Raw genomic sequence first — 12,680 nt, 5'->3', positions numbered from 1 at the left:
GTCACCGCATCACGAAGGGATCGGGGATGGGATCGTCGGAGGTTCGGAGCCAGACCGTCTTTGTCCGGGTATAGTCCAGCGCCGCGGCCAGGCCGCCTTCGCGGCCATGCCCGGAAAGCCCGAAGCCACCGAAAGGCGCGATCGGCGAAACGGCGCGGTAGGTGTTGACCCAGACGACGCCGGCCCGAATGCCCTTCATCAGGCGATGGGCACGCGTCAGGTTTTGGGTGAACACGCCCGACGCCAGCCCATAGACGGTGTCATTGGCGAGACGCAGGGCTTCCGCTTCGGTCTCGAAGGAGACGATGGAAAGAACCGGCCCGAAGAATTCTTCCGCCAGCGACGGCGAATCCACGCCGTCACAATCAAGAATGGTGGGAGGATAATAGAAGCCCTCCCCTTCGGGCACCCGGCCGCCGGTAACGATCCTGGCACCCATCGCGGACGAGCGCTCGACCAGCGCGTCGATATGCTGGCGCTGGCGCGCCGTGGCGAGGGGCCCGACCTCGGTTGCCATGTCGAGCGGGCTGCCGATGCGCACGGCCTCGGCCTTGCGCTTGAGAAGGGCGACGAAGCGGTCCTTGACGCTTCTCTCGACGATCAGGCGCGAGCCGGCCACGCAGGACTGGCCGGTTGCCGCGAAGATCCCCGCGACCTGGGCATTGGCCGCGCTTTCAAGATCGGCATCGGCAAACACGATGAAGGGCGACTTGCCGCCCAGTTCCAGCGAGGTGGAGGCCAGATTCTCGGCGGAGTTGCGCACGACATGGCGCGCAGTTTCCGGCCCTCCGGTAAAGGCCACATGGGCGATCTTGGGGTGCCGCCCGAGCGTCGCGCCGCAGGAAGGGCCAAAACCGGTGATGATGTTGACGACCCCCGGTGGGAATCCGGCGTCATGCACCAGCCGGGCGAATTCCAGGAGCGGTGCCGGCCCGTCCTCGGAGGCCTTCAGCACCAGGGTGCAGCCGGCGGCGAGCGCCGGGCCGACCTTGACGGCAGATAGGAAGAGCTGGCTGTTCCAGGGCACGACCATGGCGACCACGCCGATCGGTTCACGACGCAGCCAGACCTCCATGTCCGGCTTGTCGATCGGCAGATAGGCGCCCTCTATCTTGTCGGCGATGCCGGCATAATAGCGGTAATACTCCGCGACATAGGCGATCTGGGCGGAGGTCTCGCGGATGATCTTGCCGGTGTCGCGGGTCTCGAGTTCGGCCAGCCTGGGCGCGTTGGCGGCGACGAGATCGGCCAGCTTGTAAAGCAGCTTTCCACGCTGGGTAGCCGTCATCGCCGGCCAGGGGCCTTCGTAAAGCGCCCTGTGTGCGCTCTCGACCGCCCGGTCGACGTCGGCCTCGCGCGCTTCGGGCATATACGCCCACGCGGTGCCCGTTGCCGGGTCGATACTTTCGAAGGAAGCCTCGCCATCGCAAAAGGCCCCGTCGATGTAGAGCTGGAAACGCTGCATCGCCTCAATCCTTGAAGGCAGGCATGACGTCGGCGATGAAACGTTCGAGCGAAGCCTTCTTGCGCTCGAAACTCACGCCGGTATCGATCCAGAACGAATATTCGTCATAGCCCAGCGCCTCGTAGTGCTTGAGGCGGGCGATGATTTCGTCGACCGTGCCGAGCGCCAGATTGGCGCGCATGACTTCGGGCGAGAGCGTGGCGTTCGCCGCGATCTCCTCCTCGCTCAGCCGCTGGATCAGCCCCTGATGGATCGGCCGCTCATTCTTGAACCAGGCGAAGAAGTAGTTGTAGTAGACGCTCAGTTCCCGGGTCGCCTGCGCCACATCGGCCGCGTCCGCGCCGACATAGGTGTGCAGTAGGAGCATGATCTTCGGCCTGGGGACCTCGGGCGCCTTGGCACGGGCCGCCTCGAAGCGTTCCATCAGGCTTTCGATCTCCCGATCGCCGTTCCAGAGCGGGGTGACCTGCACATTGCAACCATTGACGACTGCAAACTCATGGCTGTTGGGGTCACGGGCGGCGACCCAGACCGGTACCGGATCCTGCAATGGTTTGGGCGCGGAGGTGGTGGCCGGGAATTTCCAGAACTCGCCCTCATGGGCATAATCCCCAGCCCAGATACCTCTGACGGCGGGAATGAGTTCGCGCATGCGCTGGCCGGCCTGCCAGGCATCGAGACCGGGCAGCAGGCGTTCATATTCAAAGGAGTAGGCGCCGCGTGCGATGCCGAGGTCCAGACGCCCATCGCTGATCAGGTCCGCCATCGCGGCCTCGCCGGCCAGCTTGATCGGATGCCAGAACGGCGCGATCACCGTGCCGGTGCCGAGGCGGACATGGCTGGTGCGCCGTGCCAGATCGGCAATGGTGACGAAGGGGTTGGGCGCAATGGTGAAATCCATGCCGTGATGCTCGCCGGTCCAGATGGCGTGCATGCCTCCCTTGTCGGCGATTTCACACAGCGCCACGAACTCGTCATAGAGCTGCTTGTGGGTCTGGCCGGCATCCAGACGCTCCATATGGACGAACAGCGAGAACTTCATGGGCGGGCCCCCTTCATGGGAATGGAATGCACCTTGCCGGCCGTCTCGTTCCCGAAATAAACGCCGAAATTGCCGATGGAGCTTTCCAGGGCAAAGCGCGAGAGGATGTCAAAAGTGGCCTGGTCCTTGACCTCGCCTGCCCCGATCGCGTCCGGGCGGACGAACCGTCCTGTCCGTGGCTCGCCCTCGCCGGCAAAGGCACGGTAGACGATGTGCTGGCAGCCCGACGTCTTGTCCTCATAGACCGAATAGAGGAAGCCGATCGTAACGGGCAGCCCCGTCAGGTTCCCGAGATGGTTCGCCAAGACCTCGGTGGGATTGCCATCGCCGCCCAGGCAGGCCGGCAAGATCATCGGCCGGTCTCCGAGCAGCAGCACCTCACCCTGGCGCTCGAGAACGGCGGCGAATTCGATCTTGCCCTCGGCCGCAGCCGATACCGCCCTGGCGGACAGGTTGGGCGTGAAGTAGCCGCCGCGCGCATAGCCCAGGCCGTTCAGGCCGGAATTATCGAAAGCAAGGATTCGCCCGACGAGGATGACATGGTCTCCGGCCCCGACCACCTCGTGCATCGCGCACTCGAACCAGGCCGATACCCCGGACAGGATAGGACAACCATTTTCGCCAACCCGCCAGTCCACTGTCGCAAAGCGATCATCGACCGGCCGTGCGAAGGTGTTGGACACATCCTTTTGCACCTCGGACAGAATATTGATGGCAAAGGAGGCCGCCCGCGTCATCGCCTCGTAATTGCGCGAACTCCTGGCGAGGCAGACGAGCAAAAGGGGCGGGTCGAGCGAAACGGACGTGAAGGAATTGGCCGTGAAGCCAATGGGTTTTGCGCCAGCGTCGTGCGTCGTCACCACGGTCACGCCGGTGGCGAAAGCGCCGAAGGCATCCCGCAGTGCCTTGGGATCGAAGTTTTGCGCGTTCATGCCGGCCTCTCCTCTGCCACCAGCCATTCCGCCAGGGAGGCATTGACCGCATCGGGCGCCGTCAGATTAACCATGTGGCGATGCCCCTCGATGATACGGGCCCATCCCTTCGGGGCGGCGGCAGCCATCGCCCTTGCCATCTCCGGCGTGGAATTGGGATCGCCCGAGGCGGTGAGGAAAAGCGCGGGGCAGGCCACCGAGGGCCAGCAATCGGCATATGCTTCATCTCCGCCGGCAAAGGCGGTGTAGGCGGCCGCATATCCTTCCGGATCGACCTGTTCGAGCCAGGTTCGGGTCAGGTCGCGTGCTTGGCGATTGTTAGGTTCGTCATCGAACCATCGCGCCAGCGGGCCTTCCTTGTCGATGCCTGCCGCACGGATGGCCTCGGCCCGGGCCAGCACGGCCGCCTTCGCCTGAGGATCACGCCGATAGACACCGTTCAGGCAAGCGACACGGGCGATAAGCCTGGGAAAGTTGGCAACGGCGCCCCCCGAAATCATCGCACCCATGGAATGGCCGGCGAGGCTGGCGCGATTGAGGTTCAGATCGTCGAGAAATCGGCCAAGCCAGGCGACAAAATCCGGGATGGCGCTCCCCGCTGGCAGCCTTTCGCTCTCGCCATGCCCGGGCATGTCCACGGCGATGACACGGTGCGTTTTCGAGAATTGCTCGATCTGGGGGGCCCAGGCTTCAAGACGCATGCCGACGCCATGGATGAGGACCAGCACGTCGCCCTTGCCCGCTTCGAAATAGGCGGCGCCCCTCGAACTCTTCTTGCGCGGGAGTGTCTCGCCCTGCGCCCGACCGATATCGGCGGATGTCGTCGCGGACTCAGTCTGCATGACGGCCCCGCTCGTTCAGACGCCGGCCGGATTGGTGACATCCTGTCCAAGATCCTTCAGATCCTGGTAGCGATCACCGATACGGTGATGGGGGCGCCCGCCAACGGAGGCGCCCAATGCCACGACGATCTCGTCGGCGGCAGGAGCATCCGCGATAGCGGTTTGAATGGTCAGGTAGTGGGAACGTCGCCCCTCATCATTCTTGTCCATCAGCGGGATCATGATGGGAGCATTGGCCGGGCCGCGTGTGTTGCAGAAGGCGAGATAGGATTTGGCACCAACCGCCTGACGATAATGATTGCCGAAGCGCAGCGTATGGATCAGGGCGGAGGCATGCTCAATCTCGCCGTCCAGTCCGACCACGGCGGACTTGCCGTAGCCTTCCACCGCCTCGCCAGAGCCGACCGCGTCAAGGATCATCTTGGTCAGCAATTCACCCAGGACGGGTGCGGCGGCATGGATCTCGGGCTTCAAATCATCGACGAAACCCCTGCCCGCCCAGGGGTTCTTCACCACGGCTATGGCCGCGAAAAGCTTCAAGGGCGTGGAGGCAGCCCTGCCCCCCTCGATCAGCGTTGTTTCGACATGGAGCAATGTCTTGCGGACCTGAGCAGTCATGGCACGTCCTCACATAATCATGCTATCTTATGGTATACCATATTATCACGTGTCAATGCCTTGCCGGGATGATTTTTTGCGGCTACACCAAGACATGAGCAAGAACGCTGACAATCTCGCCGCCCTCAGAATCGAGAATCCGCCTGCGACATTGCGAGAGATCGCCCTCGACAGGATGCGGCGGGCGATCATCAATGGCCTCTTCGAGCCTGAGGAGCGGCTCGTCGAACGCACGCTGTGCGACCAGCTCGGCGTTTCCCGATCCGTCATTCGCGAGGTCATTCGCCATCTGGAAGCAGAGGGGCTGGTGACGATGCTCCTCAACAAGGGGCCGATCGTGGCACGGCTCGATTGGGACGATGCTCGCCAGATCTATGCCATTCGCGCTGCAGTTGAATCGACGGCCGTTGCCGACTGCGCCCGCCTCGCCGATGCGAACGTGAAGAGGCGGCTAAGGAAGGCACTGGACAATCTCGATCGCACGTCGCGGCAGCGTTCCCCGGCCGCCATCATCGACGCGACGACCGAGTTCTACAAGATCATCTTCGAAGCCGGTGGCCACAAGATCGCCTGGGATATCGTCAGCCGTCTGAACAGCCGCATCTCTAGGTTGCGCGTGATGACGCTTTCGACCGCCAATCGCATGGTCACCGGCCCGGCGCAGATACGCGAGATCTTCGACGCCATCGAGAAGAACGATCCGGACGCCGGAGCCGCGGCCTGTCGACGGCACATTTCGGCCGCTGCGACGATTGCCGAGGTGGTTTTGGGAGATATGCGACCGAAAGCCTAGTGCTCTGAGGCGGATTACGAAGATGCGCTCGCCGAAGTCGAACGGCTTAGGGGAGCCGAAACCGGCACGCCCGAGGGTGGTCGCCTCGATGTCCTCGCGACTTTGATCGATGTCCATGAGGCCAAGTATCATCCGATAGACCCGCCGGATGCGATGGAGGCAATCCGTTTCAACATGGAGCAAAGGGTCTCACCCGGAAGGGTCTTGAGCCAATGATCGGGCCGCGCAACCAGGTTGCGGATATCCTGAGCCGCCAGCGCAGCCTTGCGATCGAGATGATCCGGCCGGGCCGGTTCGACAAAGCCGCGTAAGAGGAACTGGCTCTGTTGCAAACTGGAAGCAGAGACGTGGGATTCCAGTTCGTTAACCCCGTATCACGCAGCGAGGATCTCGAATTGATCGGCGAGCGATGGAGCTGGATTATAGGCGTATCTTGCCTGTCGTTTTCGCATCATGTGGATCATCTCAATCCATCCAGGATGTCCGAGGCGTAAGTCGTTGATTTGAAGTCAAGCATGGAATGTACATGGCGTTTGATAGCGCAGGCTGGCTTGGGGGCAGACGAGACTCACATGGATTACGGCGGGCTATGGCTGGATTGCCTTGGTCGTACCGAACGGCGTGGCAGCACCGGCCTATTTTTCCGGAACTCTCTCGTTCGGCGGCCTGATGGTTACAGTCGGTGCATTCAATCAGGTCCAATCCTCGCTACGCTGGTTTGTTGATAATTTCAGTGTGATCGCAGATTGGCGAGCCACGTTGCTACGGGTTTCGAGTTTTCGACGGGCAGCGGCAGAAGATGACGAGGCAGGCGACGAGAGCGATCGAATCGTCTTGGCGGAAGGAGATTCCGGACACTACCGCCTGGATCGTCTCGCCGTGTTCTTTCCAGGTGGAAGCACGCGACTGCGGGAGGAAAGCGCCAACCTCGAGGCCTGCGAGAGGGTGGCAATTGTCGGAGAGCGACGCAGTGGCAAGACATCGCTTTTTCGGGCCTTGGCCGGGCTTTGGCGGTGGGGATCGGGTACGGTAACCCGCCCGCGTGGAGAGGCGATCATGTATATGCCGCGCACCCCTTATCTGCCGCCGGGCAGTTTACGCGAGGTCCTCGCCTACCCCGATCCCATACACCTCTTTGAGACCGACGCTTACGAGACAGCTTTCAAGGAAGTTGGCTTGGCGTCTCTCTTGCCCGCCCTCGACACATCAAAACGTTGGGATCGCGATCTGAATGAAGACGAGCAGCAAGCGGTTGCGTTCGCCCGCCTTGTGCTGCACAGGCCAGCCTGGATCATCATGGACGAAGTGCTGGATGCGGTAACGGGAGAGGCGCATCGACGCTTCCTCCAGATCCTCAACGAGGATCTAAGACATAGTGGTGTCCTCCACATCGGCCGCAGTGAAGGCCACGATCATGTCTTCGGGAAGATCCTCCACCTCATTCTTGCAAGGACACCCGTTGAACCGACGGAGAAGGTGCACACCGCACCAGCATGATTGGCCGAGCACGAACACGTATAGCTCCCGCGAGCATGCCCCTATTTTTCTCCCGTGAACCTTGAAACATCTGCAGTACCGCACTTGAACCCCGTTCCTTTGCGATAGATCAACGTCATCATCCCTGCTCCAATCAAAATAAGAAGACCATCGTGTCCGGACCGGGCCGCTATAGCGGGCATCAAGAGTATTTTAGTCGGCTGAACAGGATGTCCATAGTCACTCAGGCTGTCGTCCATGACGTTGCCATCCTCAAGACAGGCAGAACCCCAGCAAAGGAGAGGCCATTATGATCGAAGTCATCGTGGACCAATTTACGGCCGACCTGAGGACGTTGGCCTGGTTGATAACGCTTCTCGTCGCAACCAGCCTGACTACCCTTGTCGTCTACAGGATCCTGCGCCGGCGCTGAGCCGTTTTCTCCCGCTACGGAAACCGGTCATGCCATATCCCACGACTGAAGATCTACCGCTCCTGTTGCGTGCGAGGTTGCCCTATCATGCGCAGGAAATCTACCGGGCAGCGTTCAATCACGCATGGGAAAACTATAGCCGGTGCACGCGAGACCGGCGCGAAGGGATGGCCGACGGGTCGCCTGGGCCGCCGTCAAAACCAGATATTACAAGGATGGCGATCACTGGGTCGAGCACGCATGACCGTCCTCTTCTTTCGAGCGCCTATTTCATGATTGCTCGTACCAAGGCATAGGACAGCATCATGGAAATCGAGACCTGAAAATCTCCCTCCGATTGCCTTCCAAATCAGTTGCCAGTTCTGGTACCGAAACGATCATGCAGCAGCATCCCCAACGTCATTGCTGCCACAAATGGGAAGACTAGCGCCCGCCCCGTCGACAGTGCGGCTACCGCAGGTCCAGGACAAAATCCAGCAACGCCCCATCCCACGCCGAAGATCGTCGCCCCGAGAAGCAGCGGCCTATCGATCTTCGTATTTGTAGAAAGATGGAAGCGATCATCCAGACATGGGCGGGATAAATGGCGCTGAAGGAAGACACCAGGAATCGCAACCATCGCCGCACCGGCGAGGACGAAAACCAGGCTTGGATCCCAATGACCGCTGGCAATATTCAAAAACCCAAGCACGCGGGCAGGATCGATCATTCCCGATATCGAAAGGCCCAAACCAAAAAGGGTGCCGGCCAGAAGCGAGATCGCCAGTCTAAGAATAGCCTGCGCGTTCATCGCACCAGCTCCATCAGGGACGCTGTCAATATACCGGCAGCCAGGAACATGACCGTCGCGGCAAGCGATCGGCGTGAAAAGCGAGCAAGGCCGATAATGCCATGACCGGAAGTACACCCCGATCCCATGCGCGTACCAAAACCGACCAGAAGGCCTGCAAGCATGACCCATGGCCATGATGCAGAAATCGTCATGGCTGGAAGGGAACCGTTCAAGCCTGCGAAGACGAGCGGGCCGAGAACCAGCCCCAGGACAAAGGCGCCGTTGTCAAGAACCCGCTGTCCAGCCAGAAGGCGGCCAACAATCCCACTGATGCCGGCGACCCTCCCATTGGCAATGAGCAGGAGCACGGCTGAAACACCGATCAACAGCCCACCAAACAACGCGTTCCAATAGGCAGTCATGACGTCCTTCCCGGTTGGGCCGGCCGTAAAGCGCCCCGCGAATGCAGGTTCATTCCATTCTCTTTCAAAGCTTCCATGCCGGTATGGAGCGAGCGCGCGCAGATGTGCAATGTGGCTGGCGCAAATGCAAGGCGGGGCGGGGCGGGGAGACTTGGTCAATGAGCCATGAGGACGGGCAAGTCTGCCTTGTCGAGAACATGCTGGGTCAACCCGCCGAGGAAAGCCTGCCGCAAGCGGCTGTGAGTATAGGCTCCCATCACCAGAAGCGTCGCCGCGGCGTGATGGCAGGCTGCCAGGATCCTCTCGCCATCGCTTCCGGTAAAATCAGGCACCAGCGCCGCATTCTCCACGACCACGCCATGCCAGTGCAAATAATCCCCGAGATCCGCGATCCCGGCCTGCCGATCCTGTTCGGAGGGGATGGTAATGATCGAGATTTGCTCCGCCTCATGCAGCAACGAAATGGACTGGCCGACAACACGAGCGCCTTCCAGACTGCCATTCCAGGCGATGACGACATGCCGGAGAAGGTTGTCCGGCAATCGTTCCCCCAGCATCAACGCCGGCCGCCCCGATGAGAACACCGCCGCATCAAAAGCTGCGGCTTCGAAGGGACCTGCCTTGGCGGGATTGTCGACGATGATGAGATCACTGACTCGGCCGTTTAGCGCCACCAGCGTTTCAACATCGCCCCCTTTCTCATTCCAGGAGGCGAAGGTGGCATCCAGCCTTTGATTGGGCTGCATCGCAACCCGAGCACCGGCGCACCAGCGCTCGAAAGCCTGTTGTCCCGTTGTAGCGAGGGCCTTGGCTTCACAGGAGTCGTTGCATTGCGGCAGGATGCCGGCCGCACCGACCGGAAGGATCGAGGGCACCGCGATCTGCAGGTCGGGCCTGACATAGAGTGCATTGATATGGGCATGGGTGCGCTTGGCCAGCCCCAACGCAGCCTCGAGGCGGCGCTCGGGCCTCACGCCTGGGCCGGTTGGAACCAAAATGCAGCGAAGAGGCACGGCAAATCTCCTTGGGTGATCATCTCCTTCTAAGATCCGGATGGGATGCTGCATTGAGCTGAATCAAATTCCGCCACGCCCGCGGCTAAAACAGTGCGCGTTGCGGTGCGGATGCTCACCCTTGATCCGCATCAAGGTCGACCATCACCTCGTTGGCATAAGGTTCGGGCCTCTACTCGCCGATGCACCGGAACCTATGCGCAGCAGACATGGACGAACTGACTTTCCCCCACACGCTGGTCAATCGCCCCTTCGACGAGTTGGCGATCGGAGATGCCGCAAGCCTGAAACGGACACTCCGCGATGACGACATCAGGCTCTTCGCCACGGCATCTGGCGACCTCGACCCAATGCATCCCGAGCCTACATATGCGGCCCGCTGCGTCTTCGGCCATGTCGGCACGCATGGCATGTGGACGACGGGATTGATCTCCACGCTCCTGGGCACGCAATTGCCAGGCCCGGGAACGATCTATCTCAGCCAGCAAACCGAGTTCCGTCACCCCGTCTCGGTTGGTGACACGGTAACGGCGACCGTGACGGTCTGTGACAAGAACCCCGAAAACTGCGCCGTCAGGCTGGCGACACGCTGCGTCGATCAAGTCGGGCGAGAGGTGCTCACCGGCTTGGCAACCGTCATCGCGCCGAGGGAAAAGGTCACGCTTGCCCCGATGGTGCTGCCGTCCGTACCGATCCAGCGTCAGCATCGCTTCGACCCCTTTCTGCGTGAAGCGCGCGCCCTGCCACCTCTCGTCACGGCCGTGGTCCATCCGTGCCAACCAGAAGCCATCCAGGCCGCGCTTGAGGCGCGCAATGAAGGATTGATCGATCCCATCCTGGTTGGACCCGAATCCAAGATCAGGGCTCTTGCCGACCTGGCTGGTTTGAGTGTGGACGGTGTGCGGATCGAGGCGACCGAACACAGCCATGCTGCCGCCGAACGGGCCGTCGCTCTGGCGGCCAGCGGCGAGGCGGCCGCCCTGATGAAGGGCAGCCTCCATACAGACGAACTCCTCGGCGCAGTGGTTTCCCAACGCTCCGGCCTCCGCACACAAAGGCGAATCAGCCATGCCTATGTCCTGGACGTGCCAGCCTATCCGAAGCCAATCGTCGTCACCGACGCGGCGATCAACATCGCTCCTACCCTCGAGCACAAGCGTGACATCTGCCAGAATGCCATCGACCTGCTGCACACGCTCGGCATTGCCGAACCCAAGGTCGCGATTCTCGCCGCCGTCGAGACGGTGAATTCCGCCATGCCCGCGACGCTGGATGCGGCAGCACTGAGTGTCATGGCCATACGAGGCCAGATCACCGGGGCCAAACTCGATGGCCCGCTTGCCTTTGACAATGCCGTCGATCTGGTTGCTGCCCACATGAAGGGCATCGTCTCGCCGGTCGCCGGCCAGGCGGATATTTTGGTTGCTCCGGATCTCGAGGCCGGGAACATGCTGGCCAAGCAACTCATTTACCTGGGAGGAGCGGACGCAGCGGGCCTCGTTCTCGGTGCACGGGTGCCCATCATCCTCACCAGCAGATCGGACTCGCTAGGGGTCCGCCTTGCTTCGATCGCATTCGCCAAGCTTGTGGCCAAAGGAAGGTCTTCTCGATGACCAGCATTATCCTCACTTGCAATCCTGGTTCGTCCACGATCAAGCTCGGCCTGTTCATGCGCAAGGGCAACGCGGCCGAACGGCTCGGCATGGGCGTCATCGATCTTCGACGCAAGCCTCTCGGTCTCCATATCGTGGAAGGCCCCCAGGCCGTGGACATCCCCCTCAAAGCTAGGGACAGTGATGATTTTCACGACGTCATCGATGAGACATTCGATGTCCTGGCCAAGCATTTTTCCCTTTCGGGCCTGACAGCCGTCGGTCATCGGGTCGTCCATGGCGGCGATACCTTCGCAGGGCCGACATTTGTCGACGATGTCACGTTGAACGCCGTCGAGGGATTGGTGCCCCTGGCGCCTCTACATCAGCCCCAAAGTGTACGGCTGATCCGGGCCATCCGGCATCTGCGCCCCAATCTGCCGCAGATGGCTTCCTTCGATACGGCTTTCCATCACACGCAGGCCGACATCGTTCGACGTTTCGCGTTGCCGCGTGATCTCTTCGACCAGGGGATCAAGCGCTATGGTTTCCACGGGCTGTCTTACAAGTTTATAGCCGGCAAATTGAAAGAGATTGCTCCGCGCCTGGCCGCGGGCCGTGTGGTGGTCGCTCATCTGGGAAGTGGTGCAAGCCTGTGTGCGCTCGCCAATGGCATCAGCCGCGACACTTCGATGGGTTTCTCCACCTTGGATGGCATTCCCATGGCCACCCGATGCGGAGCCCTGGATGCTGGCGTTCCCCTGCACCTGCTGAAGCAAGGTGGTTACTCGCTGGAGGCCCTGGAGGACTTGCTCTACCACCGTTCCGGCCTGCTTGGGCTTTCGGGCTTGAGCGCTGACACGCGTGACCTCCTCGCCAGCGACGCGGTCGAGGCAGCCGAGGCCATCGATCATTTCTGCTTACGCATCGCCCGGGAGATCTGTGCGCTGGCGACCACTGTCAGCGGGCTGGACGCCCTGGTCTTTACGGCCGGTATCGGCGAGAACCAGCCTCTGATCCGCGAGAAGGTGTGTGCCCACCTGGCCTGGCTTGGCCTCGATCTCGACCGGCAGGCCAACGACCGGAACGCAAGGCGGATCAGCGCCGACACCAGCGAAATATGCGCCCTGGTCGTCGCGACCAGTGAGGAACAGGTCATCGCCGACGAGGTGCTGAGCCTTCTTGTCCAAGCAGAGCGGGCAGACGCTCCCGATCTTGCGGCGGGGGAAACCGCAACCGCACTCGCCGATGGGCGCACCTATCCCTGATGGAGCGGCACC

At 61.5% G+C, this 12,680-nt stretch carries 15 protein-coding genes and 1 pseudogene; 6 read left to right on the top strand and 10 right to left on the bottom strand.

All coding sequences use genetic code 11. The features are described 5' to 3' along the window. Position 1: 1 nt before the first annotated feature. From ACZYTC_RS30925 to ACZYTC_RS30905, 5 genes are read right to left on the bottom strand one after another with little or no spacing between them, the layout of a single operon-like run. Positions 2 to 1,465 carry an aldehyde dehydrogenase gene (locus ACZYTC_RS30925; protein WP_488991366.1) on the bottom strand — a complete coding sequence of 488 codons (1,464 nt, stop codon included), beginning with the start codon at positions 1,463 to 1,465 and terminating at the stop codon, positions 2 to 4. Positions 1,466 to 1,469: 4 nt separating this feature from the next. Next, positions 1,470 to 2,507: an LLM class flavin-dependent oxidoreductase gene (locus ACZYTC_RS30920; protein ID WP_434960332.1), complete on the bottom strand. Its 1,038-nt coding sequence runs from the start codon at positions 2,505 to 2,507 to the stop codon at positions 1,470 to 1,472. Beyond that, a complete protein-coding gene (locus ACZYTC_RS30915) occupies positions 2,504 to 3,439 on the bottom strand; it encodes a flavin reductase family protein (protein ID WP_488991365.1) in 936 nt (311 codons plus the stop codon). The genes ACZYTC_RS30920 and ACZYTC_RS30915 overlap by 4 nt, the downstream gene beginning before the upstream one ends. Further along, positions 3,436 to 4,281 (bottom strand): alpha/beta fold hydrolase, encoded by an 846-nt coding sequence (locus ACZYTC_RS30910; RefSeq protein WP_488991364.1) that lies wholly within the window; start codon positions 4,279 to 4,281, stop codon positions 3,436 to 3,438. The genes ACZYTC_RS30915 and ACZYTC_RS30910 overlap by 4 nt, the downstream gene beginning before the upstream one ends. A 15-nt stretch (positions 4,282 to 4,296) precedes the next feature. Then, positions 4,297 to 4,899: an amino acid synthesis family protein gene (locus ACZYTC_RS30905; protein WP_488991363.1), complete on the bottom strand. Its 603-nt coding sequence runs from the start codon at positions 4,897 to 4,899 to the stop codon at positions 4,297 to 4,299. 94 nt (positions 4,900 to 4,993) lie between these two features. Here ACZYTC_RS30905 and ACZYTC_RS30900 point away from each other — a divergent pair, with 94 nt between their 5' ends. After that, entirely contained in the window at positions 4,994 to 5,692 is a 699-nt protein-coding gene (locus tag ACZYTC_RS30900) for a GntR family transcriptional regulator (RefSeq protein ID WP_434960328.1), read from the top strand. Between the two features lie 374 nt (positions 5,693 to 6,066). Here the strand turns inward: ACZYTC_RS30900 and ACZYTC_RS30895 are convergent. Continuing rightward, positions 6,067 to 6,230, bottom strand: a pseudogene (locus ACZYTC_RS30895) (IS6 family transposase); the annotation flags it as partial. A gap of 65 nt (positions 6,231 to 6,295) precedes the next feature. On the opposite strand from ACZYTC_RS30895, the gene ACZYTC_RS30890 reads away from it, so the two are divergent. After that, complete coding sequence (locus ACZYTC_RS30890; RefSeq protein ID WP_488991362.1) at positions 6,296 to 7,189, top strand: ATP-binding cassette domain-containing protein; 894 nt, start codon at positions 6,296 to 6,298, stop codon at positions 7,187 to 7,189. A gap of 41 nt (positions 7,190 to 7,230) precedes the next feature. Here ACZYTC_RS30890 and ACZYTC_RS30885 read toward each other — a convergent pair whose 3' ends face one another. Further along, positions 7,231 to 7,428, bottom strand: coding sequence for a hypothetical protein (locus ACZYTC_RS30885; RefSeq protein ID WP_434960326.1), 198 nt, complete (start codon positions 7,426 to 7,428; stop codon positions 7,231 to 7,233). Positions 7,429 to 7,478: 50 nt separating this feature from the next. Between ACZYTC_RS30885 and ACZYTC_RS30880 the strand changes: the two genes are divergently transcribed. Together ACZYTC_RS30880 and ACZYTC_RS30875 are read left to right on the top strand one after the other, a co-directional pair. Further along, positions 7,479 to 7,601 (top strand): hypothetical protein, encoded by a 123-nt coding sequence (locus tag ACZYTC_RS30880; protein WP_434960325.1) that lies wholly within the window; start codon positions 7,479 to 7,481, stop codon positions 7,599 to 7,601. 29 nt (positions 7,602 to 7,630) lie between these two features. Next, a complete protein-coding gene (locus tag ACZYTC_RS30875; protein ID WP_488991361.1) occupies positions 7,631 to 7,897 on the top strand; it encodes a ChaB family protein in 267 nt (88 codons plus the stop codon). A gap of 53 nt (positions 7,898 to 7,950) precedes the next feature. Here the strand turns inward: ACZYTC_RS30875 and ACZYTC_RS30870 are convergent, their stop codons facing one another. The 3 genes from ACZYTC_RS30870 to ACZYTC_RS30860 form a co-directional block, all read right to left on the bottom strand. Continuing rightward, positions 7,951 to 8,391 (bottom strand): DUF6691 family protein, encoded by a 441-nt coding sequence (locus ACZYTC_RS30870; protein WP_434960323.1) that lies wholly within the window; start codon positions 8,389 to 8,391, stop codon positions 7,951 to 7,953. Beyond that, positions 8,388 to 8,795: a YeeE/YedE family protein gene (locus ACZYTC_RS30865; RefSeq protein WP_434960322.1), complete on the bottom strand. Its 408-nt coding sequence runs from the start codon at positions 8,793 to 8,795 to the stop codon at positions 8,388 to 8,390. Before ACZYTC_RS30865 ends, ACZYTC_RS30870 begins: the two co-directional genes overlap by 4 nt. Positions 8,796 to 8,950: 155 nt before the next feature. Further along, positions 8,951 to 9,808 carry a universal stress protein gene (locus ACZYTC_RS30860; protein WP_454817305.1) on the bottom strand — a complete coding sequence of 286 codons (858 nt, stop codon included), beginning with the start codon at positions 9,806 to 9,808 and terminating at the stop codon, positions 8,951 to 8,953. Between the two features lie 209 nt (positions 9,809 to 10,017). On the opposite strand from ACZYTC_RS30860, the gene ACZYTC_RS30855 reads away from it, so the two are divergent. After that, complete coding sequence (locus tag ACZYTC_RS30855; RefSeq protein ID WP_488991360.1) at positions 10,018 to 11,421, top strand: bifunctional enoyl-CoA hydratase/phosphate acetyltransferase; 1,404 nt, start codon at positions 10,018 to 10,020, stop codon at positions 11,419 to 11,421. Continuing rightward, positions 11,418 to 12,668 (top strand): acetate/propionate family kinase, encoded by a 1,251-nt coding sequence (locus tag ACZYTC_RS30850; protein WP_488991359.1) that lies wholly within the window; start codon positions 11,418 to 11,420, stop codon positions 12,666 to 12,668. Before ACZYTC_RS30855 ends, ACZYTC_RS30850 begins: the two co-directional genes overlap by 4 nt. Positions 12,669 to 12,680: the final 12 nt, after the last annotated feature.

This window comes from Labrys sp. F242, assembly GCF_057813875.1.
The sequence above is the reverse complement of the archived record's forward strand: the minus strand, read 5'-3'. Positions and strand labels throughout refer to the sequence as shown.

Coding starts and splice junctions, on each gene's coding strand:
- ACZYTC_RS30925 (WP_488991366.1), bottom strand. CDS start 1,465: ATGCAGCGTTTCCAGCTCTACATCGACGGGGCCTTTTGCGATGGCGAG.
- ACZYTC_RS30920 (WP_434960332.1), bottom strand. CDS start 2,507: ATGAAGTTCTCGCTGTTCGTCCATATGGAGCGTCTGGATGCCGGCCAG.
- ACZYTC_RS30915 (WP_488991365.1), bottom strand. CDS start 3,439: ATGAACGCGCAAAACTTCGATCCCAAGGCACTGCGGGATGCCTTCGGC.
- ACZYTC_RS30910 (WP_488991364.1), bottom strand. CDS start 4,281: ATGCAGACTGAGTCCGCGACGACATCCGCCGATATCGGTCGGGCGCAG.
- ACZYTC_RS30905 (WP_488991363.1), bottom strand. CDS start 4,899: ATGACTGCTCAGGTCCGCAAGACATTGCTCCATGTCGAAACAACGCTG.
- ACZYTC_RS30900 (WP_434960328.1), top strand. CDS start 4,994: ATGAGCAAGAACGCTGACAATCTCGCCGCCCTCAGAATCGAGAATCCG.
- ACZYTC_RS30885 (WP_434960326.1), bottom strand. CDS start 7,428: ATGGACGACAGCCTGAGTGACTATGGACATCCTGTTCAGCCGACTAAA.
- ACZYTC_RS30880 (WP_434960325.1), top strand. CDS start 7,479: ATGATCGAAGTCATCGTGGACCAATTTACGGCCGACCTGAGGACGTTG.
- ACZYTC_RS30875 (WP_488991361.1), top strand. CDS start 7,631: ATGCCATATCCCACGACTGAAGATCTACCGCTCCTGTTGCGTGCGAGG.
- ACZYTC_RS30870 (WP_434960323.1), bottom strand. CDS start 8,391: ATGAACGCGCAGGCTATTCTTAGACTGGCGATCTCGCTTCTGGCCGGC.
- ACZYTC_RS30865 (WP_434960322.1), bottom strand. CDS start 8,795: ATGACTGCCTATTGGAACGCGTTGTTTGGTGGGCTGTTGATCGGTGTT.
- ACZYTC_RS30855 (WP_488991360.1), top strand. CDS start 10,018: ATGGACGAACTGACTTTCCCCCACACGCTGGTCAATCGCCCCTTCGAC.
- ACZYTC_RS30850 (WP_488991359.1), top strand. CDS start 11,418: ATGACCAGCATTATCCTCACTTGCAATCCTGGTTCGTCCACGATCAAG.